Source organism: Rhodococcus sp. 27YEA15, from assembly GCF_049739425.1.
Taxonomy (GTDB): domain Bacteria; phylum Actinomycetota; class Actinomycetes; order Mycobacteriales; family Mycobacteriaceae; genus Rhodococcus_F.
On sequence record NZ_JBMHHW010000001.1, the window covers coordinates 2,456,922 to 2,483,284 of the forward strand.

The window sequence follows — 26,363 nt, forward strand, 5'->3', positions numbered from 1 at the left end:
TGCGCTGTTCTACCCGTCTGACGTTCTGCAACGCGCGGCGTCACTTACATGGTTCGTGCGCGCACTGTTCTGATTTGGACAAGAGACCACAAAGACAGAGGAGCCCACGATCACCGAGTGGCGATCGTGGTCTCCTGGTGGATATTCGGGTATCAGCCGCGCATCTGGGCGCCGACGGCCTCGGCCGCAGCCGCGACAGCCGCGTCACGCGCCGCGCTGGCCTCGTCCTCGGTCAAGGTGCGATCCGCGCCGCGGAAACGCAGAGCGAAGGCCAGCGACTTGCGTCCCTCACCGACCTGCTCCCCCTCGAACACGTCGAACAACCGGATGTCCTCGAGCAGGTCGCCGCCGCCCGATCGCAATGCTTCCTGGACCTTCGCGGCCGGAACGTCACGATCGACGACCACGGCGACGTCCTGAAGGACGGCGGGGAACGGTGACACGCGCGGAGCCGGCAGGTTCTCCACCAGTGGCAACGCGTCCAGATCGATTTCCAGCGCGCAGGTTCGAGCCGGCAGACCGGCCCGCTCGAGCACAGCTGGATGCAGTTCACCGGCATGACCGACCACGACGCCGTCGACCAGGACCTCGGCGCACCGCCCCGGATGCCACGGCAGGTACTGCGCCGAACGCAATTCGACGTCCACGCCTGCCGCCGCTGCGACGACTCGCACCGCCGCGAACGTGTCCGACGCCTCGGCCGCGCGGCCGGAGCCCCACGGACCACTCGGCTCACGCAGGCCCGTCAACACAGCCGCGATGTGGACCGGCTGGGACGGCAACGACGCGATCAGGTCGGCGATCTGATCGTCGGTGGGGCGACGGTCCACCGGCAGAGCGTCGACAGGCTTGGTGTTCGGTCCTGGCTCGACCACCTGCGCGATGCCGTACAGCGACAGATCACGCTGCCCACGTGAGGTGTTGCGGGCCAAGATCTCCAACAGACCCGGGAGCAACGTGGTAGCCAGTTCGGGGCGATCTGCCTCGAGGGGGTTGAGCACCTTGCTGGTGTTTCGACGCGGATCGTCGACGTCCAGACCCCAGACGTCGAAGACGTCGGTGGGTAAGAACACCGGCGGCAATACCTCGACGTACCCGGCGTGCGCAACAGCTTTGGATACAGTCCGCTTGCGACGTTGGGCAGGTGTCAGTCCGCGTCCGGCGGGCGCGGTGGGCAACACCGACGGAATCTGCTCGAGCCCTTCGAGGCGGAGCACTTCCTCGACCAGATCTGCAGGCTGTGTCAGGTCCGGGCGCCACGACGGCGGTGTCGCCACCAACTGGCCGTGTCCGTTGTCGCTGACACCGACCTCGACGACACATCCGACCTGGGTGAGCCGTCGTGCCGCGGTGCCGTTGGCGTAAGTGACGCCGGCGACCCGATCGGGCAGGTCGATGTCCATTCGAATGGCGTCACGAGGAGCGACGGAACCCACATCGGTGAGCAGTGATTCGATCTGGCCGCCCGCGATCTCGACCAGCAGCGTGGCCGCGCGATCAACCGCCGCCAACGGAATCTCCGGATCGACGACCCGCTCGAAACGCTTGCTGGCCTCACTGGGCAACTTGTGGCGGCGCGCCGTTTTGAACACGGAGATCGGATCCCAGGTGGCAGCCTCGAGGAGGACGTCCGTGGTCTCGGAACCGACCTCGGTGGTGGCGCCACCCATGACCGCGGCCAGGGAGATCACACCGGAATCGTCCACGATGACAACGTCGTCGAGGTCGAGGGTCCGCTCTACGTCGTCGAGGGTGCGAAGCGTCTCCCCCGCTTTGGCACGCCGTACCACCAGTTCACCCTGCACTGCATCGGCGTCGAAGGCGTGCAGTGGCTGACCCAGTTCGAGCATCACGTAGTTGGTGACGTCGACGGCCGGCGAGATCGGCCGGACACCCGAAAGCAGGAGTCGACGCTTGAGCCACCACGGGCTGACTGCCGTGGGATCGATACCGGTGACCTTACGTAGGACGAAGCGCGATGCCTTCGACTCCGGCTCCAGACGAACCGGCAGACCCGGACCCTCGACCGGATGCGTGGGAACCGTAGCGGGATCGGCAAATTCGAGATCGAACCCGCAGGCCAGTTCGCGAGTGAGACCACGAACGGAGAAGCAGTAGCCGCGATCCGGCGTCACGTTCAATTCGATGATCGTGTCCCCGAGACCGAGCAAGTCGTTGCCGTCGTCACCAGGAGTGGCGCTACCGGGCTCGAGGACCAGGATTCCCGAATGATCCTTGCCGATGCCGAGTTCCGAAAGCGAACAGATCATGCCGTCGGAGACCTGGCCGTACGTCTTGCGAGTCGCGATGGCGAATCCACCAGGCAGAACAGCGCCGGGCAGGGCAACCACCACCAGGTCACCTTCGGCAAAGTTCCGCGCGCCGCACACGATGCCACGCGGTTCGGATTCCCCGACCTCTACCTGGCAGAACCGGATGGGCTTCTTGAACTCGGTGAGTTCGGTGATCGACACGACCTTGCCCACCACGAGTGGTCCGTCGATCTTCTCGAGTGTGTCGAGTTCCTCGACTTCGAGTCCCACTCGGACGAACCCCGCGTCCAACTCCTCGGGGGTCACCTCCCACTCGGGGGTTGCCCGCTGCAGGATCTCGGTCAGCCAGGATTGCGCTACTCGCACGTCTGCTCAGCTCTCTCGTTTGTCGATAAGTCCGTAATCGATTTGTCCGCGTACCGGGACCGGTCAGCCTGCAACACCGAAGGGCAGCGTGAACCGCACGTCACCTTCGACGATGTCGCGCATGTCCGGGATGCCATTGCGGAATTGCAGGGTGCGCTCGAGGCCCATGCCGAACGCGAATCCCGAGTACACCTCAGGATCGATTCCACTGGCGCGCAGGACCTTCGGGTTGACCATGCCGCAGCCGCCCCACTCGACCCAGCCCGCCCCACCCTTCTTGTTCGGGAACCAGACGTCGACCTCGGCCGACGGTTCGGTGAACGGAAAGTAGTTGGGGCGCATACGCGTACGAGTCTCCGGCCCGAACAGAGCGCGAGCGAACGCGTCGAGAGTGCCACGAAGATTCGCCATGGTCAGGCCCTTGTCGACGGCCAGACCTTCGACCTGCGAGAAGACCGGGGTATGGGTCGCGTCGAGCTCGTCCGTGCGGAACGTGCGACCGGGGCACACCACGTAGATCGGCACCTCACGCGCGAGCATGGTGCGAACCTGAACGGGAGAAGTATGCGTACGCAGCACCTGCCGCGAATTCTCGGGCGCCACGTGGAAGGTGTCCTGCATGGTGCGTGCCGGATGGTCGGGCAGGAAGTTCAGCGCATCGAAGTTGAAGTGTTCGGTTTCCACCTCCGGGCCCTCCGCAACCTCCCAACCCATCGCTACGAACACGTCGGCGACCTGCTCGGAAATCAGGCTGATGGGGTGGCGCGCGCCTACGGGGCGGCGATCCGACGGCAATGTCACGTCGATGGTCTCGGCCACCAGCACAGCAGCGTCCCGCTCCGCGAGAAGAACCTCACGGCGGGCGTCGTACGCGGAGTTGATCCGGGTCCGGAAGATGTTGACCCGCTTGCCGGCTTCGGCCTTCTCCTTACCCGGGAGTTTGCCGAGACCGCGGCGCGCGAGGGCGATCGGGGACTTGTCACCCAGGTGCTCGACTTTGACGAGCGCCAACGCGTCCAGATCGTCAGCGCCGGTGAGCGCTTTCTCAGCGCTCTCGGCTGCGGCTGTCAGCGCCTCTTCGGTGAGTACACTCGCGTCGACGTCCGGCGGTGTCGCGCCCTCATTATTGGCCACGGCTGTGACGCTCCTGTCGCTTCTCGGTTTGCTTCTCTAACTGCATTCGAGCTCTGTTGCTGCTCTTGTATTGTCTCAGGTTTCCGCAATCGGAATTCCCCGAGGTCTCGGGTGCGCGCGGTCAGGACCGATTCTGCACTCGTGCGCTGGCGTACAGACAGATCGCGGCAGCGGTGGCGAGGTTCAGACTCTCCGCGCGGCCGTGAATCGGGATCCGAACTCGGTGATCGGCTTTCGCGGCGATCGCCGGATCAAGTCCGTGCGCCTCGTTGCCGAACAACCAGGCCGTCGGCTTGCCCAACAACTGATCGGCATTGTCCAGATCGACCTCGCCGTCCGCTGCGGTGGCCAGGATCTGGATACCGGCTGCCCGGATCTGCTCGACTACCGATTCGGTGTCTCGTTCGCGGACGACCGGTAGATGGAAAAGACTGCCGGCCGACGAACGGACCACTTTCCCGTTGTGGGGGTCGACGCTCTCGCCCGCAAGGATCGTCGCGTCGGCTCCGACGGCGTCGGCGATCCTGATCACGGTTCCGGCATTTCCCGGTTCCTTGATCGCCACGGGCACCGCCAGGAGTCGGGTACCGGAGCGAACTGCATCGTTCATCGAAACATCGAGAAGGTCGCTGACGGCTACCAGGCCGGGCGGTGTCACGGTGTCACTCAACGCTTTGGCCGCACGATCGGTGACCAGAGATGTCCGCACACCCGCGGCCTGGGCCCGGTCGATGACATGCTGATATCGCTCTGCGGCGTCCTCGGTGTAGAAGAGGTCGTGCACGGAGCGGGCCCCGCCGCCGAGAAGTTCCGCGACGGAATTCTCACCTTCGACAAGGAATCGTCCTGCTTTACGTCGTTCTGCTGTGCGCAGGAGCTTGACAGCAGAAACGACCCGCGGAGTCCGCTCGGTGAGCGGGTCCACGGGCCGTTGCTGTGATTGGTGAATCAGGCTGCTTCTCCGGCAGGAGCGTTCACATCAGCCGGCAGTGCGGCCTTCGCAAGTGCGACCAGACCGGCAAATGCCTCGGCGTCGGAGACGGCGAGCTCAGCCAGGATCTTGCGGTCCACCTCGACCTCCGCCAGGCGAAGACCCTGGATGAGGCGGTTGTAGGTGATGTCGTTGGCGCGAGCTGCAGCGTTGATACGCGTGATCCACAGCTTACGGAAGTCACCCTTGCGCGCACGACGGTCGCGGTACGCGTAGGTGAGCGAGTGGAGCTGCTGCTCCTTGGCCTTGGTGTACAGGCGCGAACGCTGTCCACGGTAGCCGCTGGATGCAGCAAGAATTGAACGACGCTTCTTCTGGGCGTTGACCGCCCTCTTTACGCGTGCCACGTGAAAATCCTGTCAATCTAGGGGCTGAAAAAACGGCCCCGGATGGTCAATAAGGGGGCGACTCAGATGCCGAGCAGGCGCTTGACGGTCGGGGTGTCGGCCTTGGCGACAACCGCGACACCGTCGAGACGACGAGTGACCTTGCTGGCCTTGTGCTCGAGCAGGTGGCGACGTCCGGCCTTCTGGCGCAGGATCTTTCCGCTACCGGACACCTTGAATCGCTTCGAGGCGCCGCTGTGGGTCTTCATCTTGGGCATGGAGTCCTCAGTTCTGTGTTACGTGGAGGTGCTGGAAATCGACTAGCTGGTCGGAGCTTCCGGCGTGGTTTCGACTGCCGCCGGTGCTGCGGGGGCTTCGGGAGCGGGCTTCGGTGCGGCTTGAGCAACCGGTGCCTGTGCGCTTTCCTGAGCCTTGACACGAGTCTTGGCACCCTTGTGCGGGGCCAGGACCATCGTCATGTTGCGGCCGTCCTGCTTTGCCGAGGTCTCGACGAAGCCGAGATCTGCGACGTCTGCTCCCAGACGCTGCAGAAGGCGGTAGCCGAGCTCGGGACGTGACTGCTCGCGTCCGCGGAACATGATCGTGACCTTGACCTTGGAACCGGCCTCGAGGAAGCGAACAACGTTGCGCTTCTTGGTCTCGTAGTCGTGGGCGTCGATCTTCGGCCGAAGCTTCTGCTCTTTGATGACCGTCAACGTCTGGTTCTTACGCGACTCGCGTGCTTTCTGCGCTGCCTCGTACTTGAACTTGCCGTAGTCCATGATCTTGCAGACCGGCGGACGTGCGTCAGGTGCTACCTCGACCAGGTCGAGGTCGGCTTCGAGTGCCAAGCGGAGTGCATCTTCAACACGCACGATGCCTACCTGCTCGCCGCCGGGTCCGACCAAGCGAACCTCGGGGACGCGGATACGATCGTTGATGCGGGTCTCAGTGCTGATGGGGCCTCCTAGGTTGAACGGTGCGTCTTCGTGACCGCACGCAGCCCGTACGCCCGCGCCCCAACAAAAAAGCCCCGCTGTGATGATTTCTCATCCGCGGGGCCCGATGTAGACCGATCACACGAAACCCAGCTCACGCCGAGAATTCGCCACCTCCACCTCGGAGGTACCTGACGAAGAACGAATCCTTCGAGTGCCAGGTGACCGGAACCACTGAACTGCAGTTTCACCTGCCGCGCAGAGGTGGGAGTCGGACTCCACTTGCTGCCCCCGAACAGGTCGGAGGCGGTCGTTACGACAAGAGTATCAGGATCGAGCAGATCGAACCAATCGTCCCCTCTGCGACAGGCCGGCGTCGGCGCTGTTCGGCAGTGATGGAATCCTTGCACCCATGAGTGAGAACTTCGAGACCGCCCAGAACTCCGCCGACGCGAACCCGGACGTCCGCGAACTCTCCGAGGTTCCCGCGGTCGAGGTGATCAGCCGCGCCGCCGTGATGTTGATGAGCTCAGCCGCCGAGAAGCTCGGCCTGTCCGAAGCGGATCCCGCTACGAGCCCTTACCTCGACCTGGACGAAGCGCGACGCGTCATCACCGCGCTGGCCGGCCTGGTCACCGCGTCCGTCGAATACCTCGGCCCCCATGCCGGTCCTATCCGCGAAGGGCTCCAAGCATTGCAGCGCGCCTTCCGTGAGGCCTCCGCCTACCCCGACGAGCCGGGCAAGGGACCGGGTGAGAAGTTCACCGGCCCGGTGTACTGAGCCGACCATGACCGAGGCGAACAAGACGCGTCCGACCAGTGCCCTCGTTGCGGACTTCTTCGCCACAGTCGCCGATCCGGTCAAGCGCGCGGACAGCGAGGCATTGACCGCCATGCTGTCCGCCGTCACCGGCGAACCTGCGGTGATGTGGGGAACGAGCATCGTCGGTTTCGGCTCGCGACACTACCGCTACGCCAGCGGACACGAAGGCGACACCGCGCTGATCGGATTCTCGCCGCGGGCGGCGGCGCTGACACTCTATCTGTCACTCGATTTCGCGGATCATGCCGAAACCCTCGAACGCCTCGGAAAGCACAAGGTCGGTAAAGGCTGCCTGTATGTGAAGCGGCTGAGCGATGTAGACGTCGAGGTGCTCGGTGAACTGATCGAAGCATCGGTCGAGGCCGCTCGCGAACTGTAGCGGTCTTCACCGCTCGTGCGCCGCCGATCGCGCTCGCGACGGCGGCTCCCCGAAAACCGTCAGCGCTCTCGGCTCGAACACCTCCCTGGTGAGCGTCGCGCGGCGCACCCGATCCAGCCGAAACCATCGCACGCCGTTCCGCTGGCGGCACCACCCGATCACATACCAATGGTCTTCGTTCTTGGCCAGGATGTGGGTCTCCACCAAACGCACACTCTCGGCACCGTCGCCATCCGTGTACTGCAGCGACACCACCAGATGATGTTCGAGCCCGTATTCCAGAGCACGCCGATTCGCCCCGGATTCGACCGCCCTCTCGTGCTTGTCGTGAATCCAGACTCTGCCACGCAGTTCCTCGACCCGAGACCGACTCTCGTCGTCCATGACGTCCAGAAGCTTCGCCAACGCCACCCTCCCGTCGTCGGCGAACGGCGCGTCGATCGCCGCGGTCAGCGCGAGCGCAATCGAAACAGCTTGTGCCACCGTGAAATTGACCGGCGGCACCGTCGCCCGACCAACGAGGCGATACCCGCCGCCGGGACCGGAGCGGCCCTCGATCGCCGCCCCCGATCTCATCAGGGTCTCGACGTCCCGCTTGACCGTACGGGTGGTGACCCCGAACTCCTCCGCCAGGCGAGCACAGGTCGATCCGCGATCGCCGCGACGGCGCAATTCTTCGAGAAGTGCATGCAATCTCGCTGCTCGATCCACGCTGCCAGTGTTTCAGGTTTCGAGACCGAACAGTGACATCAACGGTGACACCCAGCTGTCACCGAACCCGCGGCACAGTGTGCTCATGACAACTCATCTCGTCCTCGTCCCCGGATTCTGGCTCGGCGCCTGGGCCTGGGAATCCGTACTCCCCCACCTGCAGCGGTCCGATGTTCGGGTGACGGCCCTGACGCTCCCCGGACTGGAATCGCTCGACGCGGATCGCTCTGCGGTGACCTTCGACTCCCACGTACGCGCAGTGATCGACGCCGTGAACGCGTCGGGCGATCGGACCGTCCTGGTGGTGCACAGCGGCGCCGGGCCGGTGGGATATGCGGTCACCGATCGGATACCGGAGCGGATAGCGCGGATCGTGTACGTCGATTCCGGTCCGATGCCCGACGGCGCGGCACTTCGCCCGGATCTAGCCGACGACGTGACGGAGATTCCGCTGCCGACATGGGCGCAATTGGAGTCCGAGGGCAGCAGCCTCGACGGTCTGGACGCCGACATGCTCGCCGCGTTTCGGGCCGGCGCAATACCCGAGCCGGCCGGTCCGGCCCGCGAACCTGTCGCGCTAAGAGACGAGCGCCGTTTCTCGGTTCCGGCGACCGCAATATGCAGTAGCTTCTCCCTGGAGATGATCGCGCAGATGACCGATGCCGGACATCCGATCGGCGTCGAGTTCGCGAAGCTGCCGACGACGTTCGTCGACCTCCCGACAGGACACTGGCCGATGTGGCCGCGTCCGAAGGACCTTGCCGCCTGCATTCTCGACGCCGCCGACGCCTGAGTCGGACGAGTGAGGCCGAGCCGGGACTCCCGGCTCGGCCTCGATCAGACGATCCATCTGTCAGCGAACAGCAGCTGCCTTCTTACGCGGTGCCGCCTTCTTGGCTGCAACCGCCTTGGCTGCAACAGCTTTGGTGGCTCGCTTCTTCGTGACAGCCGGCGCCTTCGCTCGGTCGTGATGAGCGGCGAGAACTTCGCTGAGGAACTTGCCGGTGTAGCTCTCCGGAACCTCGGCAATCTCCTCCGGAGTACCTTGTGCCACCACGGTTCCGCCGCCCGAACCGCCCTCGGGCCCCATGTCCACGACCCAGTCGGAGGTCTTGATCACGTCGAGGTTGTGCTCGATGACGATCACACTGTTGCCCTTGTCGACCAAACCGTTGATCACGATCAACAGTTTCCGGATGTCCTCGAAATGCAGGCCCGTCGTGGGCTCGTCCAAGATATAGACGGTGCGTCCGGTAGATCTCTTCTGCAACTCGGCGGCAAGCTTCACGCGCTGCGCCTCGCCACCGGACAGGGTCGGAGCAGGCTGCCCCAGTCGCACATACCCGAGCCCGACGTCCACCAGTGTCTTCAGGTACCGGTGAATCGAGGTGACCGGCTGGAAGAACTCGGCCGCCTCTTCGATGGGCATGTCGAGAACCTCGGCAATGGACTTGCCCTTGTAGTGAACCTCGAGGGTTTCGCGGTTGTAGCGCGCACCGTGACATACCTCGCAGGGCACGTACACGTCGGGTAGGAAGTTCATCTCGATCTTGAGCGTGCCGTCACCGGAGCACGCTTCACAGCGTCCGCCTTTGACGTTGAAAGAGAACCGTCCCGGCTGGTAGCCGCGCACCTTGGCTTCGGTGGTCGCGGCGAAGAGCGTGCGAATCTTGTCGAACACTCCGGTGTAGGTGGCGGCGTTCGAACGCGGGGTACGGCCGATCGGCGACTGATCGACCTGCACGAGCTTGTCGAGTTGATCGAGCCCGTTGATGCGAGTGTGCCTGCCCGGAACCTGGCGCGCGCCGTTGAGCTTGTTCGCCATGACGGTTGCGAGAATGTCGTTGACCAACGTCGACTTGCCCGACCCTGACACTCCGGTCACCGCGGTGAGAACACCGAGCGGGAAGCTGACGTCGATCCCGTCGAGATTGTGTTCTCGCGCACCGACAACGGTCACCTGACGCTTACGATCGACCGGCCGTCTGATCTCGGGTACCTCGATGAAGTTCCGACCCGACAGGTATGCGCCGGTCAGCGATTCCGCACACGTCAGGAGCTCTTCGTAGGGCCCGCTGTGCACGACCTTTCCGCCGTGTTCGCCCGCGTACGGCCCGATGTCCACCACCCAGTCCGAGGTACGGATGGTGTCTTCGTCGTGCTCGACGACGATCAGGGTGTTACCCAGATCGCGCAGGCGCGTCAGCGTTTCGATGAGCCGACGATTGTCGCGCTGATGCAAACCGATGGACGGCTCGTCCAGAACGTAGAGAACGCCGACCAGTCCGGAGCCGATCTGTGTTGCCAGTCGAATGCGCTGAGCCTCGCCACCGGAGAGTGTTCCGGCTGCGCGCGAGAGTGAGAGATATTCGAGTCCGACATCGAGAAGGAATCCGAGACGTGCCTGAACTTCTTTGAGAACCTGGCCCGCGATTGCTTCTTCACGCGATCCGAGAGTGAGACTGTTCAGGAAATCGGCACAGTCGGAGATCGACAGCTCGCACACTTCGGCGATGGACTTGCTACCGAATTCACCCGCTGCAATGGTGACCGACAAGATCTCGGGGCGAAGACGGGCACCACCACAGGCCGGGCACGGGGTGTCACGCATGTAACCGTCGTAGCGTTCCTTCATCTGATCGGACTCGGTCTGCTCGAGCCGACGATGCAGGAACGGCATCACGCCTTCGAATTCGGCGTAGTACGAACGGGTTCGGCCGTAGCGGTTCTTGTAGCGGACGTGGACCTGTTCGTCACTGCCTTCGAGAATCGCCTTGCGCGCCTTGGCCGGGAGTTTGTTCCACGACGTCTTCATGTCGAAGCCGAGGATGCTGCCCAGACCGGAGAGCAGGCGTCCGAAGTACTCCGAACTCTGCCCCATCGACCACGGGGCGATCGCACCGTCCTCGAGACTCAGATCGGGATCGGGGACCACGAGATCCGGATCGACCTCCTTCCGAATACCGAGACCGGTGCACTCGGGGCAGGCACCATACGGCGAGTTGAAGGAGAACGAGCGCGGTTCGAGATCGTCGATGGCGAGCGCATGCCCGTTGGGGCAGGCCAACTTCTCGGAGAATCGACGCTCGCGGTCTGGGGCATTCTCTTCACGGTCGACGAAATCGAGGACCACGATGCCCTCGGCCAGACGAAGTGCGGTTTCCACCGAGTCCGTCAGACGTTGTTTGGAACTGGACTTGACCTGTAAGCGGTCGACGACAACCTCGATGTCGTGCTTTTCCTGCTTCTTGAGCTTCGGCGGATCGGCCAGAGAATGCACGACACCGTCAACCCGCACACGCGAGTACCCCTGAAGATTGAGCTGATCGAAAAGATCGACGAACTCGCCCTTACGGGTACGCACCACCGGAGCCAGAACCTGGAACTTGATCCCCTGTTCCATCTCCAGAACCTGATCGACGATCTGCTGCGGGGTCTGCCTGGCGATCTTTTCACCGCACGCCGGGCAGTGCGCCGACCCGGCACGCGCATACAGCAGACGGAGGTAGTCGTACACCTCGGTGATGGTCCCCACCGTGGATCGAGGGTTGCGATTGGTCGACTTCTGGTCGATCGACACAGCGGGCGACAAGCCCTCGATGAAATCCACATCGGGTTTGTCCATCTGGCCGAGGAACTGGCGTGCGTACGCCGAGAGCGATTCGACGTAACGGCGCTGTCCTTCGGCGAAGATCGTATCGAACGCGAGGCTGGATTTTCCCGAGCCCGACAACCCCGTGAAGACAATCAGGCTGTCCCGCGGGAGATCGAGATCGACCCCTCGCAGATTGTGCTCACGCGCACCTCGCACGATCAGGCGATCCGCCACACCAAGTCCCTTCATCGTCAATATTCCGAAGCCCCCCGCCAGAGAGGTTCCGGCGATCGCAGAAATGCGAGTCCTCGACCGATCGTCATCGTAGGCCGAGCCACCGACACGATTCATTCGAGAACCGGGCCGCCCGTTCTACCTGCTCCTATTCGAAGGTAACCTGCGTCTCATGACGAATCAGCCCATCGTGATCGACGACTCGTACACCGGCCGGCTCTCCCCCGATTCAGCCCCACAGCGTCGAACCCTGGACGGTGCGACCATCACCAAGATGTCGGTCGGCCCCATGGACAACAACATCTACCTCGTCGTATGTTCCGCGACGCAGAAGGCGCTGTTGATCGACGCCGCCAACGAGGCCGAGAAGATCATCGCCCTGATCGAGCAGGAAGCTCCAGGTATCGATTCGATCGTCACCACCCACCAGCACGGTGATCACTGGCTGGCATTGCAGGACGTCCACGCCGCCACGAAGGTACCGACAGCCGCTCACCGACTAGACGCCGCCGCCCTCCCAGTATCGCCCGATGTGATCCTCGAAGACGCCGACACGATCACCGTCGGACGCCTCTCGCTCGACGTCATCCACCTTTCAGGCCACACACCCGGATCGGTGGCACTCGCCTTGACCGAACCGAACGGTCGAGCCCACCTGTTCACCGGCGACTCCCTGTTCCCTGGCGGCGTCGGCAAGACCGCAGGGCCGGACGAGTTCACCTCGCTCCTCGATGACGTGGAAACCAAGCTGTTCGGCCGGTATTCCGATTCGGCCGTGGTATACCCCGGCCATGGAAAGGACACGACACTCGGTGCCGAGCGCCCACACACTACCGAGTGGCGAGAACGCGGCTGGTAACCCGTCTCGGGCGTCCTCGGCGCTCGGCGATAGGAGTGCCACGACCTGATGTCGCACGATCGAGGTAGCTCACCGTTCACCACCACCACCGCGAGAGACGACCTCCGACACTCCCACCATCTCCTGCTGCACCCTGATCGAAAGGTGAATCGCCGTGCCCTCCCGTGTGTATCCCTCGGCCACCGAAGACAACTACCTGAGGTTGACACAGTTGTACGACCTGGAACTGACCGTCGGGGTGGCGAGCGACTACCTCGACGCAGCGATCACTGATCCACAGGAGACCATTGGCACCGGATGGTCGATCAGCTGCCTGCCCTCGACCAGATCGAACCAGCGACTGTTCACCGTGAACGTCGGATCGGTCGAGGGCGCGTACATGTGCGCGACGGTGAAGCACAAGGTCGTCACCGGCTACTTCGCCAAAATCTTCGTCGATCGCCGCACCGTGGAAACCGAATCGGGATGCTCACTCGTGGAATTGGAACGGCAGTTCGGGGACCGTGTGTGCTTCGAGGAGGCCCCGCATGCGAGGTTCAAGGGCCGTGCGATCAGTCTGTGCACCGAGGTCGCCGGCACGGGCACAGGGCTGCCGGACGATCTGCCTTGGCAGCGGGCGGCGGCTGTCCTTGCCGATCAACTCATCGCCGAAAGCGCCTGCAACTACTCCAATTATCACAATCGGTGGCTGGCAGAGCGTGTTCTGACCTCCGCACACTGACCAGCGGCACCCCGACGTTCCGAGTCACTCGAATGCCCGACATCTTGGTGATCTGCACAACGCGCACACCACCCTCGCCGAGGCAGGCATCGAAATACAACTACCTACGAGTGTTGCTCCACAAATCGACATCGCCACTACCGCGCTCGGCGATCCGATCCTGAAACCCGGGCACCCCTCTCGCACAGGACACACACGATCTCGCGACGAGTGCCACGTCGGGCCCTGAAAGTCAGCCGTCCGGTGGGATACGATTCGCCAGTTCGACAAACGCACACGGCGGGTCTGCGCCCTCGGATGTGCATGACCGGCAGCGATCACATCGAGACAGGGTGGGGTGCATGCGGCAAGTCCTCGTCGACACGGACTGTGGCGTCGACGACGCGCTTGCTATTGGCCTCGTTGCCCGACATCCCGGTGTGAACCTGGTTGCGGTGACATCGACATGGGGGAACTGCACCGCCGACGAGGCCGCCGCCAATGCCGAATACGTACTACGAGTCGCCGATTCGCGGCACGTGCCCGTTGTCGCGGGCAGGCAACCGGACGACTCGTGGCAGCGGGGCGAAGCGCACGGACTCGACGGTCTCGGTGGAACCGAACCACCCAGACCTCGGTGGGCCGGACCGACAGGCGCAGCTCAGGCCGTTGTCGAGTTCGCCCGAACACACGCAGACTGTGCCGAAATTCTGTGCATCGGGCCACTGACCAATCTGGCTGCCGCCCTCGATCTGGAACCGGACCTCCCCCACCTGCTGAGACGAGTTGTCGTCATGGCAGGGCACGGCCGATCCGACGACGACTGGTTACGTGGGGTCGGCGACACCAACACCGGACACAATCCTCGCGCAACGCAGGTAGTTGCCGATTCCGCACTGCCGGTGACCTGGGTCGGCATGGATGTCACACGCCCGGTTCTTCTCGCGGACAATGACTTCGACGACAGTGCGTTCGGTCGCGTGCTGCGTCGTGTCCACCACTCGTACGGGGTCCGTCGAGGCGATTTGTTCGGCTACGACGCGAGGATCCGCTGGAAGGTTCCGGCGCACGACGGTGTCGCCGCCGCGTGTCTTGTCGACGCCGCAGGTGCCGGACTGTGCACCGTCAGCGGCCGGATGAGCGTGACTGCAGGTGAACGTGGTCCGGTGTTGCGCGCCGTGGGCCCCGGACCTCACCAGATCGCAACCGACGTCGATCCTGCCGCTGTTCGTGCACTGCTCGGGTCCGCCACTCGGTGATCACGGCTGCGTACGCGGTCGCGTCAGATCTCAGCGGTGGCTCTACGGTCGATGACCGACAGGACGAACTCGGCCCAGCGCTGGTTTTCCTGTTCGAACGAGATGCCGCGCAACAGGGTCAGATAAGGTCCGACCCGTTCGACTTCCGCGAGATAGGCGTGCTCACTGCGTCCGTCCAGCAAGCGGTTCCGAAGGCGTTCGTAGCGGGCGAGTTTGGCGTGCGACCACTCCAGATGTTCAGCCGCCTCGGCCCGCACCACCGGGGCGTCGTCGGCATCCATGGCCTGCACCTTCACCATCATCTCGTCGCGGATGGCAGTCGGTTTGGAGGGTGCGGCGATGAACGTGTGCAAGGCTTCCCGACCGGCCTCGGTGATCGAGTGCAGGCGTTTGTTGGGACGACGCTCCTGCTGCACTTCGCGCGTCTCGATCAGCCCGTCCGCGGCCATCCGTTCGAGTTCCTTGTACAACTGCTGCGGGGTTGCCATCCAGAAGTTGGCCACCGAGGCGTCGAAGCCCTTGCCCAGGTCGTAACCCGACGCCGCACCTTCGAGAAGCGCGGCCAACACTGCGTTACGTAGCGCCATCCAGGCAGCATAACAGCGTCACACTATAATCAACTTATTGTCCTTTAGAAAATAGACAACTCCGATTCAACAGGCTAGTTTCGAGAAATAGTATTCAATTATTTGACTATGAAAGGCGAGACATGCACCCCTTCCGAGCAGCTGTCGAAGACCGTGACGAAGACGCCATCACCGCACTGCTCGCCGACAACGTCGTGTTCACCAGCCCAGTCGCGTTCACGCCGTACCCTGGTAAAGCCATCACAGGTGCCATTCTGCGAGCAGTCATCCGCGTCTTCGAGGACTTTCGCTACGTACGCGAGATCAACGACGTGGACGGCCACGATCACGCGTTCGTCTTCGAAGCCACAGTGGACGGAAAGAAGCTCACCGGCTGCGATTTCCTCCATTTCGACGAGGACGGCAAGATCGACGAGTTCACGGTCATGGTGCGCCCGCTCTCGGCAGCGCAGGCACTCGCAGCACGGATGGGCGAACAGTTCGAGCAGATCAAGGCTGACGCAATGACGCAGTTCGAACGGGAGGCCACCCAGGCATGACGGCACGTCGTCAGCGAATCACCTTGCCACGCCGATACTCTCGACCTCCCCATACCCCTGACTGCCCAGTAGTGATCGCGTATTCACCACACGCGGCCGCGATGGGGCAACTCACGCAGATGCTCCAGGCGTAGTCGAATCCTTCCGTTGGATCCGGAAACCAACGGTCGGGGTGCACATCTCCCCGACAGGCGGCCACGTCCCAGTCCTCTACTTCGAAGGTCACCGGTAGAAGGTCGGCGAGTGTCAACGCAACGGTCATGGGACTCTTGTTTCCTTTCAAGATGATTCGCGGAACGATTGTTCACCGATTCGGGGCCAGGTCTCGCCGGATCGCACGTTGCCACTTGTCGGAAATGCACGTAATCGACGAGCTGGATCGTCCTGGGGAGCGCGATTGGACATGCTGGACCGGACGGCAAAACGCGGAGAGTGCTCCACCAGGACCGCCGCACGTTCGGCCGGCTATCGACATCACGGCACGCGCCGACGGCACGACGTCGGAATCCTCGTAGGACGCGTTCAGCACACGCACGCTGGTGTTAGTCCAGGACCGTGACGTGACTGGAATCGGTGGGACCATGACAGTCGACAACTCGTTCCCTCGGGTGCGAATACGCGTTCGTGAGGCGTGAAAATCCCGAATGTCACCAGATGAAGGCGAAGGCATCGGGGCGCACACGCCCCGAGTGGGGCATCAGACGACGCGGGATCTGGCTGTATTACCGGGCTTTTCGGCAGCCGAAACCGAAAACTGGATCACCGGCCGCCACGTATGGCTCAGCTGCGAGCTGGTGTGCATTCGCATAATCCTTCCTGACCGTAGCTGTCTGTGCCGTGCTCGAGTGTGTCACCGGATCGATTCATGCGTAAAGGCATTTATCCAGCTCGCACGGAGGCCGCAACGCCCGGACACGCTCCTTCCCCACCGAGATCTCGCCGAATGGCTAGGGTGGATTCGGGAAACTATCAGGAAGGCTTCAATATGCTGGTACGTCGAATTGCTCGTCCACTGCTTTCCACCATCTTCATCGTCGGGGGGATCGACACGCTTCGCAACCCGGCTCACCGAGCAGTGAAGGCGACACCTCTGATCGACAAGTCCGTCGAGGTGTTGCCCGGAACCGTGACACAGAAGTTGCCCGCCGACCCCGAGACGTTGGTCAAGATCAACGCCGTCGTCCAGGTAAGTGGCGGTCTCCTGCTGGCCAGTGGGAAAGCTCCACGACTGGCGTCGTTGGCCCTGGCGGGAAGCCTGGTTCCGACCACACTTGCAGGACACGATTTCTGGAATGAAACCGATCCGGCCCTCAAAGCCGCGCAACGTACCAACTTCATCAAGAACGTCAGCCTGCTCGGCGGCCTGATCATCGCATCTGTCGACACCGAAGGAAAACCCTCACTCGGGTGGCGAGGCCGACGCGCAGCGCGAAAGGCACAGGCCTCGATCGCCTCGGCACTGCCGCTGATCTCGTCGTCACAAGCCGATCAGGCGAACGAACGTGTCGAACACGCCCTGGCCGTCGCCTCGGAACGAGGTTCCGAGCTTGCCGATGCCGCCAAGACGCACGGTGCCGAATGGCTCGAAACCGCGAAGGAGCGCGGGGCGGGCTTGGCGGAGCTGGCCGGCAAGCGGGCGGCGGAGTTGAGCGAGACAACCAAGGATCGCGGACCCGAGATCCTCGAGTTCGCGCACAAGCGCGGTATCGAACTCGCCGAGACGGCGCGAGATCGCGGAGCTGAACTGGCGGAGACCGCGAAAGAGCGTGGCGCCGGTCTGGCCGAGTTGGCGAGCAAGCGCAGCTCCGAGCTGGCCGAACGCGCTCTCGACAAGAGCAACGAGTGGGCGGAGACCGCGTCCGACCAAACCGAGGTTCTCGGCCGGCGTGCCCGCAAACGCGCAAAGGTAGCCTTGAAGAAGGCCCGCGCCAAGCGCGACGAATTGACGAACTGAACACCTCGCAACCAAGGTCAGGCCACCTGCGGGTGGCCTGACCTGTATTTATGACGAATACCTCCCGGGCGACCTAGACTGTCATGGCGCTTTTGCAGCGCACGAGTGCCTCTCGTCGAACCGCACGAGTGCCCTCGTCAAACCCTAGGAGATCTCTTGCCCGACGCGGACCCGTCACAGACCGAGCGTGAGCTCGAGCAGCAGTACGTGACGATGCTGTACTCCCGCCTCGACGATCTTCGGAAGTACGCACAAACCCGCTTGAGTGCTGTCCTTCTCGAAACCGGCGGCACACCGCAGGCGAGGAGTGAGAGAGAGTCCTTCAACGCGATGTACACCGAAGATCTCGCCAAATACGATGCGGCCGAGAACGGGATGTGCTTTGGCCGCATCGATTTCGACGGTGAGCGTAGATACGTCGGGCGCCTGGGATTGCTCGACTCCGACAATGACTACGAGACGCTGCTACTCGACTGGCGCGCACCGATGGCGCGACCGTTCTACCTGGCCACCCCGGCCGCACCGGACGGTGTCACGCGTCGCCGTCATATCCGTAGTCGCAGCCGAACCGTGACCGGGATCAACGACGAGTACTTGAGTCTGGATGCTGCCCGCGCTGCCGGTGTGGTCAGCGAGTCGGGCGGCGTCGCAGGGGAAAGTGCGCTACTCGACGCGTTGAACGCCGCACGTACCGGTCAGATGAACGACATCGTCGAAACCATTCAGAGCGAACAGGACGCGATCATCCGCTCGGAGCACAAAAGCGTCCTGGTAGTGCAGGGCGGCCCCGGAACCGGCAAGACGGCTGTCGCCCTGCACCGCGCTGCGTATCTGCTCTACACGTATCGCCAGCAGTTGGCGAAGGCAGGCGTTCTCATCATCGGGCCGAACGCGACTTTCCTGGACTACATCGGGCAGGTTCTTCCCAGCCTCGGCGAGACCGGGGTATTGCTGTCCACGATCGGCGATCTCTATCCCGGTGTCCGCGCAACCCGCACCGATTCTCTCGCTGCCGGTGAACTCAAGGGTTCACTCGATATTCTCGACGTTCTCAAGAACGCGGTACGTGATCGACAGGAAGTACCGTCGAAGCCGATAGTGCTTCGATTCGACACCTACGAGCTGACGCTCGATCGCAAAACGGTCACGAAGGCTCGCGGCCGAGCCCGATCGTCGCGACGCCCACACAATCTCGCGCGTCCGGTATTCGTCTCGGCGGTCATCGACGCTCTCGCGCAGCAGATGGCAGAACTGATCGGCGGCAATCTGCTCGACGGCGGGTCTCTGCTCAGCCGCGACGACATCGCCGATATTCGCGACGAGATGCGCGAGGACTCGAACATCATGTCCACCATCACGGCGTTGTGGCCCGAACTTTCCCCGCAGCAGGTACTCGCCGAACTGTGGACGTCACCGAGTCGACTTGCCACGGCCGCACCGCACCTCGACGACGACGAACGCGCACAACTGTTGCGGGGCCCTGGCCCCGGATTCAGCGCTGCGGACGCACCCCTCCTCGACGAGCTGGCCGAGATCCTCGGAGTCGACGATGCGGCCGAACGCGAACGCGCACAACGACAATGGCGGGCACAGATCGCCGACGCCCAAGGCGCGCTCGATATCCTGACCGGCTCCGCGCCGCAGGATCTCGAAGACGAGCTCGATCCCGAGATCCTGATGGCATACGACCTCATCGACGCCGGCCAACTCGCGGCGCGCCACGAACAAGGCTTGCAGCAGACCACGGCCGAGCGGGCGGCGTCCGACCGAACCTGGACCTACGGGCACGTCATCGTCGACGAGGCCCAGGAATTGTCGACGATGGCGTGGCGCATGCTGATGCGTCGAATCCCCAACCGGTGGATGACACTGGTGGGCGATACCGCGCAGACCGGCGATCCCGCCGGAACGCAGTCGTGGCAGACGATTCTGGAGCCGTACGTCGCCAAACGGTGGAAGTTGACCGAACTGACGGTGAACTACCGCACACCCGCGGAAATCATGGCGATCGCTCACCGGGTTCTCGCGGAAATCGATCCGCACCAGTCCATTCCGCGATCGGTGCGCGAAAGCGGTAGCTCGCCATGGGCCCTGCACACCACGGCCGAGGACCTCGAGGACACCGTCCGTAGTTGTCTCGAGAAGAACACGCAACCAGGACTGACGGCGGTTGTCGCGGGCACTCGAGTAGCAATCGAGTTGGCCGCACTTGCCGATGAATCAGTCAGCGTCCTGTCGGTCAAGGACGTCAAAGGACTCGAGTTCGACACCGTCTTCATCGTCGAGCCACTCGACATCCTCGAGGAATCTCCACGGGGAATGAACGATCTGTACGTTGCACTCACCCGGGCCACACAACGACTGGGCATCGTCCACGTTCGGGAGCTTCCGGATGTACTCGACGGGGTTGCCGCCGCGGAATCAGCCACTGCCGGCTGAACTGCGGCGACAGTGCCCGAACATCGCGTCGCCGATGATCCCACCCCGGACCGGAAGTAGGTTCTCAGATGCCCAGCACGTCAGTATCGACCCAACGCAAGCGCTGGGCCGCCATGGGCGCGGCCGCCACACTGTTGACCTTCACGGCCGCATGCTCGGCCCCGAGCCAGGAACCGGCGATCGATGCCGCGATGACCCCTTCGGTCACGGCAGAAGTTCCCGACGAGAATCGAGCAATGACGGATGCCCGGCACTACCGCGCCGCCATAGAATCGGCCGGCCTGTCGACGGCGATGTCCGACGACACACTTCATGCCCTCGGGGACGGTATCTGCCAACAACTTTCGGTCGGCACCGATCCCCACACGATCGCCGACAACCTACGATCGGCGGCGCTCAACGGGGCGAACAAGCGCTCGCCCACCGGCAGCGGTGGCGCCGCGGCCGGCTCCGCTCCTACCGATGCGGATCGAGCGGCGTCGGTTTTCGTCGACGCCGCTCGATCCGCGTACTGCTGACACGTCAGCGAACGGTGTGAACGATCAGAACATCCGACGTCGCCTTACGCGCGGCGTCAGAAGGTACCGAACCGAGCAGACGCCCGGTGAGAGTATTCAATCCACGGTTCCCGATTACCAGCAGATCACCGTCGACCTCTTCGAGCAGCGCAAGTAACGATTCCACGGGCGCACCGACGATTGCCCGCTCCACGATGTCCTTGGCGCCTTGCACCAGCGCACGCTCGCGAGCCGTCCGGAGAATCTCGTAGGTGGGCGCCGAGCCGGTGACCTGGTAGCCCTCGTCCCGCAACGCATCAGCGGCAGCGCTGACGTCCTTGGGATCTGCCGGATAGTAGGCGCACGCGATAACCAACTGCGCCACCGAGTCTGCGGCGATACCGGCAGCCCGATCGACTGCTTTCAAGGACGACTCTGATCCATCGGTTCCTACGACAACAGTCCGATAGGCACTCATTCATTCCTCCGTGGTGATTGACGGCGCGGACACGTACTGAACAGCCAGGCAGGTGCCGCATCCGCCTCGCTCGGCGAATCAACCCGACAACCGCTTGGCTGAGGTTATCGGGATAACCGCGAACGTAGGGCCGATTGCAGCAGAGAACACAAGCAGATGATGAATGTGATGCTACGTCACATTCATCATCGACTCGAGTGGACCACTCAGCATCTACTCGAGTGGACCACTCAGCATCTACTCGAGTGGACCACTCAGCATCTACTCGAGTGGACCACTCAGCGAGCCTCTCCAAATCGCGGACCGAACAATGCGGCCGGAAATACTTCCTGCTCGAGCAAAGACGTTCGCCACGGCGCCGCCAATTCCGTCAATCTCGCCACTCCCGACTCTCCGAGGGCCTCCCACGGCGCGAACGCCAGCTCATCCGTCAAATCCTCGACGACCTCTCTGAGCTCCCGACCTTCCTCCGTCAACGCTCCGGTACGCCGGTCGAGGAGTTCGCGATCCTCGAGGCTCGCGACTCCGTCTTTCCACTGCTCAGCCGACCAACCTCGGCGCTTACGGGCGAAATCTTCCTCGAAGCCGATCCCCGTTGCGGTGTGAGTGATGAGAGAGTCCAATCCGTCCAGACCGGCCGTAGCCAGCGCAGCGATGTGGCCGTCGCCGCGATATTCCCGTAGAAGTGTCAGCGCGTGCCAGAAGACCAGGTGCTGCGCCGTCGGCCAATCCACTGCCGCCCATGCCGCATACAGGGGCCTTCCGGACACTCCGGGGATATTCTGTGCTGCAATGGAAATTAGCTCGGCAGCTTCCGCCATCTCCGCGGAATCGATCACGTCACGGCCGAGCAACCGGACGTATGCCGCATCGATGGCACGATAACGGGCTTCGACTATCGACCGAGGCGTCGCCAACTCCCACGCCCTCGGGACGACGCTCTCGATCAATTCGGGGTTGAAATTGTAGAACGTGGCCGTCACCACCGAGGCAGGCGGAGTACCGAGCGGCGCGCTACGGCCGGCGAAGTACAGCATCCGCCCACGCTCGAGACCCACCGCCACCAGTTCGTGCTCGGTTTCGGGAACGAAGTAACCCAGCGAGTGAAGTAATTCCAGAGACCGTCCGGCCCGTCCTGCAGTCTGTGCATCCATATCGTGAACCGTAGCGGGCTGCCCCCGAACCGGTGGACGGGTGCTCGTACGTTCTACGAAAGCCCCGCCGCATCCATACCGCGCAACTCCTTCTTCAAGTCCGAGATCTCGTCGCGCAACCGACCGGCGAGCTCGAACTGCAAGTCTCGGGCCGCATTCATCATCTGGTCGGTGAGCTGCTTGACCAGATCCGCCAATTCGGCTCGCGGCATCGACTTGGTGTCGCGGCCTTCGTACACTCCGGCGCTGACGGCCCGACCCGCTTCGCCCTGCGCCCGTCGCCCACGCGAAGCATTGCGGCCCGAACCGCCCACGTCCACCGATTCTGCGGTGTCGTCGGCTTCTTCGTACACCTGATCGAGGATGTCGGCGATCTTCTTGCGCAACGGCTGTGGATCTACACCCATCTCGAGGTTGTAAGCAACCTGCTTCTCCCGTCGACGCTCGGTCTCCTCGATCGCTCGCGCCATCGAATCGGTGATCTTGTCGGCGTACATGTGCACCTGGCCGGACACGTTGCGAGCGGCACGACCGATGGTCTGGATGAGGCTGGTGGAACTACGAAGGAAACCCTCCTTGTCCGCGTCGAGAATCGCGACCAGGGAGACCTCCGGGAGATCGAGTCCCTCGCGCAGCAGGTTGATTCCGATCAGAACGTCGTACTCTCCCAGCCGCAGTTGGCGTAACAGCTCTACTCGACGCAGGGTGTCGATGTCCGAATGTAGGTACCGGACGCGGATGCCCAGTTCCAGGAGATAGTCGGTGAGGTCCTCGGACATCTTCTTGGTCAACGTGGTGACCAGCACTCGTTCGTCTCGATCGGCCCGCGCACGGATCTCGTGAACGAGATCGTCGATCTGTCCCTTGGTGGGTTTGACGATGACCTCGGGGTCTACCAGTCCGGTGGGCCGGATCACCTGCTCGACGAACTCGCCACCGGCCTGTCCCAACTCGTACTTGCCCGGCGTCGCAGACAGATACACCGTCTGGCCGATACGCCGGCTGAATTCTTCCCAGGTGAGGGGTCTGTTGTCCGTCGCCGACGGGAGCCGGAAGCCGAATTCGACCAGATTTCGCTTACGCGACATGTCGCCTTCGTACATGGCACCGATTTGCGGCACGGTCACGTGTGACTCGTCGATCACCAGCAGGAAGTCTTCGGGAAAGTAGTCGATCAACGTAGCTGGAGCAGTCCCGGCCCCGCGCCCGTCGATGTGTCGGGAGTAGTTCTCGATGCCGGAGCAGAACCCTACTTGCTTGATCATCTCGAGGTCGTACTGCGTGCGCATCCGCAGACGCTGCGCCTCCAGCAGTTTGCCCTTGCCCTCGAGTTCGGCCAGCCGCTCCTCGAGTTCGGCCTCGATGTCCCTCGCCGCGCGTTCCATCCGCTCCGGTCCGGCCACATAGTGCGTGGCGGGGAAGATTCGTACCGTGTCGACTTGCCGCACGATGTCACCGGTCAGCGGATGCAGATAGTAGAGCGCCTCGATCTCGTCCCCGAAGAACTCGATCCGCACAGCCAGTTCCTCGTACGACGGAATGATCTCGACGGTATCGCCCCGCACTCGGAACGAACCGCGAGTGAACGACATGTCGTTGCGGGTGTACTGGACGTCGACCAGCAGACGCAGAAGCGCATCTCGAGGAACCTCGACGCCCACGTCGAGCTGAATCGACCGGTCGAGATACGACTGCGGAGTACCCAGACCGTAGATGCACGACACCGAAGCGACGACCACGACGTCGCGGCGCGACAACAAACCGGACGTGGCCGAGTGACGCAAGCGCTCGACATCGTCGTTGACGGACGAGTCCTTCTCGATGTAGGTATCGGTTTGCGCGATGTACGCCTCGGGCTGGTAATAGTCGTAGTACGAGACGAAATACTCGACCGCGTTGTTCGGGAGCATCTCTCGTAGTTCGTTCGCCAACTGCGCGGCGAGAGTCTTGTTGGGTGCCATCACCAGAGCCGGGCGCTGCAAGCGTTCGATCAACCAGGCGGTGGTGGCGGACTTGCCGGTTCCGGTTGCGCCGAGCAGGACCACGTCCTTCTCCCCGGCGTTGATCCGCCGTTCGAGCTCCGCGATGGCCGCGGGTTGGTCACCGGCAGGCTCGTACTCGCTGACCACCTCGAAACGCGCATCGGACCGCTCTATGTCACCAACCGGACGAAATTCGGAATGGGCGACCACGGGATGTTCGGAAGCAAACGCCATGAAACCAGAGTAAGCGCACCTACCGACACAGTGCGCGACGCCGAACATCCGACTTAACCGGGACGTCGCCGGTAGGTTCAACCACCATGAGCGATGCGCGCCCCCATATCCATCCACCGAAAATAGAGACCTTCGATCTCGACGCTCGTACGAACGTCGATCCCAAGGGCCACGTTCGCCTGGTCGAGCGGTACCTGGAGAAGCCGTGGGGCCTCTACATGGGACGCCGCGCCGATCATCCGGAGTTCGATTATCTGGAATCGTGGATCCTTCCCGAACTCGGAATACGGATCTCCATATTCCACTTCACGCCCGGAAACGAACGCGACCAGGACTACTACGTCGACATCGGCGAGTTCACCCGCCGCGAGAACCGTTGGCGATCGGAGGACCACTACCTCGATCTGATCGTGCGCGTCGGCCGCGGCACCGAACTTGTGGACGTCGACGAGTTACTGATCGCCCATGCCTCCGGTGTGATCGGCACCGGTACCGCCGACCGCGCGATTCACACCGCCATGCGAACCATGGAAGGCATCGCCGCGCACAGTCAAGACCCGACTGCCTGGCTCGCGTCCCTGGGAATGCACCTCACCTGGCGGTGAGCCTCAGGGAGTCCATCCGGTCTGGCCGGCCCATTCCCAGGCTCGGTGAAACGCAGTGTCGAACCAGGGCGCCTTCGTGGCAGCGTATGTCGCCCTGGCCTCGTCGTCGTCGAGAGCGGCCGCGGCCTTCGACGCCGACGCACCCACCTCGGCGTACTCGGCACGGGCGTCGGGGTCCGCAGCGAGCCAGTCGCGCAACAACAATGCGAACTGCTGCCCCGGCCAGCCGTCCACTCGGAGATCGATGTCGACCGGCCGCAGCGGGTCGGCACCACCGTGGGTGCGCTTGGCCCACACCGCCGGATCAGTTTCACCACCGAGATACGACGGCTTGGGCGCATCCGAGACCACATCGGCGACCCGAGGAAACCCGGCGGATGTCAGGGCTTCGGCGAGGTCGTCTGCCACCTCGAGGTTCGCCACGGTGATCTGCACGTCGATCACATCACGCGCCGCGAGCCCGGACACCGCTGTCGATCCGACGTGATCGATACGCACCGCGCGATCCCCGCATGCCTGAGCAAGACGCTTGACGATCCGCTCGGCCTGTACCGGCCAGGCGGAATCGGCAGGTACGACCTTCGGGCGAGGATTGGCCACAGTGCCCGATCGCAGGTTCGCCTCGAACGGAACCAGTCGTGTATGCCAGAGCTCGCGTACGGCGTCGTCGATCGCCCCGGGTTCTCCGCTGTTGTCGAGCCAGACATCCGCGACTGCTCGCCGCTGATCATCGTCGGCTTGCGCTGCGATACGAGCACGCGCGTCCGACTCCGGCATACCCCGTAGTTCGACCAGTCGACGCACACGCTCGTGCGCGTCGACGTAGACGATGACCACCAGGTTGAACATCGGGGCCATCGAACCCTCGACCAACAGTGGGATATCTTGCACCAGAATAGAATCCGCGGGAGCTTGCGATATCAGCTCCATGGTCCTCGCACCCACGAGCGGATGCACGATCGCGTTCAGAGTGGCGCGCGAGGTGTCGTCGGCGAAAGCAATCGAAGCGAGCGCAGGTCTGTCGAGACTCCCGTCCTCGGACAGAATCGCGTCACCGAACGCATCGACGAGGGCTGCGAGCCCGGGCGAGCCGGGCTCGACAACTTCACGGGCGATCACGTCCGCGTCGACGATCACCGCTCCCAGCTCCGCGAGAATTTTCGACACTGTCGACTTGCCTGCTCCGATGCCTCCGGTGAGGCCGATTCTCAACACACCGATCAGTGTCTCATTTGACGGATGGACACGAGGCGACACTCCCAAGAATCGAACACGCCGGGCGACTCGTCACTCAAATAACACAGTT

25 protein-coding genes are annotated in these 26,363 nt (G+C 63.2%); 11 read left to right on the top strand and 14 right to left on the bottom strand.

Annotated features, from left to right (window positions below):
- Nucleotides 1-152 precede the first annotated feature (152 nt).
- From pheT to infC, 6 genes are all read right to left on the bottom strand, one after another.
- Nucleotides 153-2,639, bottom strand: a complete 2,487-nt coding sequence (pheT, locus tag ABH922_RS11300) for a phenylalanine--tRNA ligase subunit beta (RefSeq protein ID WP_424807009.1) — start codon at nucleotides 2,637-2,639, stop codon at nucleotides 153-155.
- Nucleotides 2,640-2,702: 63 nt separating this feature from the next.
- The gene (pheS, locus tag ABH922_RS11305) at nucleotides 2,703-3,773 is read right to left on the bottom strand and encodes a phenylalanine--tRNA ligase subunit alpha (RefSeq protein ID WP_424807010.1); all 1,071 of its coding nucleotides are present in this window, start codon (nucleotides 3,771-3,773) and stop codon (nucleotides 2,703-2,705) included.
- Between the two features lie 121 nt (nucleotides 3,774-3,894).
- Nucleotides 3,895-4,698: a TrmH family RNA methyltransferase gene (locus tag ABH922_RS11310; protein ID WP_424807011.1), complete on the bottom strand. Its 804-nt coding sequence runs from the start codon at nucleotides 4,696-4,698 to the stop codon at nucleotides 3,895-3,897.
- Between the two features lie 23 nt (nucleotides 4,699-4,721).
- On the bottom strand, nucleotides 4,722-5,111 hold the full coding sequence (gene rplT / locus ABH922_RS11315) for a 50S ribosomal protein L20 (RefSeq protein WP_424807012.1): 390 nt from the start codon (nucleotides 5,109-5,111) through the stop codon (nucleotides 4,722-4,724).
- Between the two features lie 62 nt (nucleotides 5,112-5,173).
- A complete protein-coding gene (gene rpmI, locus ABH922_RS11320) occupies nucleotides 5,174-5,368 on the bottom strand; it encodes a 50S ribosomal protein L35 (RefSeq protein ID WP_424807013.1) in 195 nt (64 codons plus the stop codon).
- A 42-nt stretch (nucleotides 5,369-5,410) separates the two neighbouring features.
- Entirely contained in the window at nucleotides 5,411-6,049 is a 639-nt protein-coding gene (gene infC / locus ABH922_RS11325) for a translation initiation factor IF-3 (RefSeq protein ID WP_424809635.1), read from the bottom strand.
- A 391-nt stretch (nucleotides 6,050-6,440) separates the two neighbouring features.
- On the opposite strand from infC, the gene ABH922_RS11330 reads away from it, so the two are divergent.
- Both ABH922_RS11330 and ABH922_RS11335 read left to right on the top strand, forming a co-directional pair.
- A complete protein-coding gene (locus tag ABH922_RS11330) occupies nucleotides 6,441-6,809 on the top strand; it encodes a DUF1844 domain-containing protein (RefSeq protein WP_424807014.1) in 369 nt (122 codons plus the stop codon).
- A 7-nt stretch (nucleotides 6,810-6,816) separates the two neighbouring features.
- On the top strand, nucleotides 6,817-7,230 hold the full coding sequence (locus ABH922_RS11335) for a DUF1801 domain-containing protein (RefSeq protein WP_424807015.1): 414 nt from the start codon (nucleotides 6,817-6,819) through the stop codon (nucleotides 7,228-7,230).
- Between the two features lie 6 nt (nucleotides 7,231-7,236).
- Here the strand turns inward: ABH922_RS11335 and ABH922_RS11340 are convergent, their stop codons facing one another.
- Entirely contained in the window at nucleotides 7,237-7,941 is a 705-nt protein-coding gene (locus tag ABH922_RS11340; RefSeq protein WP_424807016.1) for a helix-turn-helix transcriptional regulator, read from the bottom strand.
- Nucleotides 7,942-8,026: 85 nt separating this feature from the next.
- Between ABH922_RS11340 and ABH922_RS11345 the strand changes: the two genes are divergently transcribed.
- Complete coding sequence (locus ABH922_RS11345; RefSeq protein WP_424807017.1) at nucleotides 8,027-8,734, top strand: alpha/beta fold hydrolase; 708 nt, start codon at nucleotides 8,027-8,029, stop codon at nucleotides 8,732-8,734.
- A gap of 60 nt (nucleotides 8,735-8,794) precedes the next feature.
- Here the strand turns inward: ABH922_RS11345 and uvrA are convergent, their stop codons facing one another.
- Entirely contained in the window at nucleotides 8,795-11,770 is a 2,976-nt protein-coding gene (uvrA, locus tag ABH922_RS11350; RefSeq protein WP_424809636.1) for an excinuclease ABC subunit UvrA, read from the bottom strand.
- 172 nt (nucleotides 11,771-11,942) lie between these two features.
- Here uvrA and ABH922_RS11355 point away from each other — a divergent pair, with 172 nt between their 5' ends.
- The 3 genes from ABH922_RS11355 to ABH922_RS11365 all read left to right on the top strand — a co-directional run bounded on the left by ABH922_RS11355 (nucleotide 11,943) and on the right by ABH922_RS11365 (nucleotide 14,588).
- Nucleotides 11,943-12,629, top strand: a complete 687-nt coding sequence (locus tag ABH922_RS11355) for an MBL fold metallo-hydrolase (RefSeq protein ID WP_424807018.1) — start codon at nucleotides 11,943-11,945, stop codon at nucleotides 12,627-12,629.
- 154 nt (nucleotides 12,630-12,783) lie between these two features.
- Nucleotides 12,784-13,350: a hypothetical protein gene (locus tag ABH922_RS11360; protein ID WP_424807019.1), complete on the top strand. Its 567-nt coding sequence runs from the start codon at nucleotides 12,784-12,786 to the stop codon at nucleotides 13,348-13,350.
- Nucleotides 13,351-13,691: 341 nt separating this feature from the next.
- Nucleotides 13,692-14,588: a nucleoside hydrolase gene (locus ABH922_RS11365; RefSeq protein ID WP_424807020.1), complete on the top strand. Its 897-nt coding sequence runs from the start codon at nucleotides 13,692-13,694 to the stop codon at nucleotides 14,586-14,588.
- Nucleotides 14,589-14,611: 23 nt separating this feature from the next.
- Here the strand turns inward: ABH922_RS11365 and ABH922_RS11370 are convergent, their stop codons facing one another.
- A complete protein-coding gene (locus ABH922_RS11370) occupies nucleotides 14,612-15,175 on the bottom strand; it encodes a PadR family transcriptional regulator (RefSeq protein WP_424807021.1) in 564 nt (187 codons plus the stop codon).
- A gap of 122 nt (nucleotides 15,176-15,297) precedes the next feature.
- Here ABH922_RS11370 and ABH922_RS11375 point away from each other — a divergent pair, with 122 nt between their 5' ends.
- Complete coding sequence (locus ABH922_RS11375) at nucleotides 15,298-15,714, top strand: nuclear transport factor 2 family protein (RefSeq protein ID WP_424807022.1); 417 nt, start codon at nucleotides 15,298-15,300, stop codon at nucleotides 15,712-15,714.
- 10 nt (nucleotides 15,715-15,724) lie between these two features.
- On the opposite strand, the gene ABH922_RS11380 is transcribed toward ABH922_RS11375, so the two are convergent.
- Nucleotides 15,725-15,976 (bottom strand): WhiB family transcriptional regulator, encoded by a 252-nt coding sequence (locus tag ABH922_RS11380; protein ID WP_424807023.1) that lies wholly within the window; start codon nucleotides 15,974-15,976, stop codon nucleotides 15,725-15,727.
- Between the two features lie 723 nt (nucleotides 15,977-16,699).
- Here ABH922_RS11380 and ABH922_RS11385 point away from each other — a divergent pair.
- The 3 genes from ABH922_RS11385 to ABH922_RS11395 all read left to right on the top strand — a co-directional run bounded on the left by ABH922_RS11385 (nucleotide 16,700) and on the right by ABH922_RS11395 (nucleotide 20,625).
- The gene (locus tag ABH922_RS11385) at nucleotides 16,700-17,668 is read left to right on the top strand and encodes a DoxX family membrane protein (RefSeq protein WP_424809637.1); all 969 of its coding nucleotides are present in this window, start codon (nucleotides 16,700-16,702) and stop codon (nucleotides 17,666-17,668) included.
- Between the two features lie 156 nt (nucleotides 17,669-17,824).
- Nucleotides 17,825-20,107 carry a HelD family protein gene (locus tag ABH922_RS11390; protein WP_424807024.1) on the top strand — a complete coding sequence of 761 codons (2,283 nt, stop codon included), beginning with the start codon at nucleotides 17,825-17,827 and terminating at the stop codon, nucleotides 20,105-20,107.
- A gap of 68 nt (nucleotides 20,108-20,175) precedes the next feature.
- The gene (locus ABH922_RS11395; protein ID WP_424807025.1) at nucleotides 20,176-20,625 is read left to right on the top strand and encodes a DUF732 domain-containing protein; all 450 of its coding nucleotides are present in this window, start codon (nucleotides 20,176-20,178) and stop codon (nucleotides 20,623-20,625) included.
- Nucleotides 20,626-20,629: 4 nt separating this feature from the next.
- On the opposite strand, the gene ABH922_RS11400 is transcribed toward ABH922_RS11395, so the two are convergent.
- From ABH922_RS11400 to uvrB, 3 genes are all read right to left on the bottom strand, one after another.
- A complete protein-coding gene (locus ABH922_RS11400; RefSeq protein WP_424807026.1) occupies nucleotides 20,630-21,082 on the bottom strand; it encodes a universal stress protein in 453 nt (150 codons plus the stop codon).
- A gap of 278 nt (nucleotides 21,083-21,360) precedes the next feature.
- Complete coding sequence (locus ABH922_RS11405; RefSeq protein ID WP_424807027.1) at nucleotides 21,361-22,236, bottom strand: SCO6745 family protein; 876 nt, start codon at nucleotides 22,234-22,236, stop codon at nucleotides 21,361-21,363.
- 53 nt (nucleotides 22,237-22,289) lie between these two features.
- Complete coding sequence (gene uvrB, locus ABH922_RS11410; RefSeq protein WP_424807028.1) at nucleotides 22,290-24,452, bottom strand: excinuclease ABC subunit UvrB; 2,163 nt, start codon at nucleotides 24,450-24,452, stop codon at nucleotides 22,290-22,292.
- 86 nt (nucleotides 24,453-24,538) lie between these two features.
- On the opposite strand from uvrB, the gene ABH922_RS11415 reads away from it, so the two are divergent.
- A complete protein-coding gene (locus ABH922_RS11415; protein ID WP_424807029.1) occupies nucleotides 24,539-25,057 on the top strand; it encodes a DUF402 domain-containing protein in 519 nt (172 codons plus the stop codon).
- Nucleotides 25,058-25,060: 3 nt separating this feature from the next.
- Here ABH922_RS11415 and coaE read toward each other — a convergent pair whose 3' ends face one another.
- Entirely contained in the window at nucleotides 25,061-26,272 is a 1,212-nt protein-coding gene (gene coaE / locus ABH922_RS11420) for a dephospho-CoA kinase (RefSeq protein WP_424807030.1), read from the bottom strand.
- Between the last annotated feature and the right edge of the window lie 91 nt (nucleotides 26,273-26,363).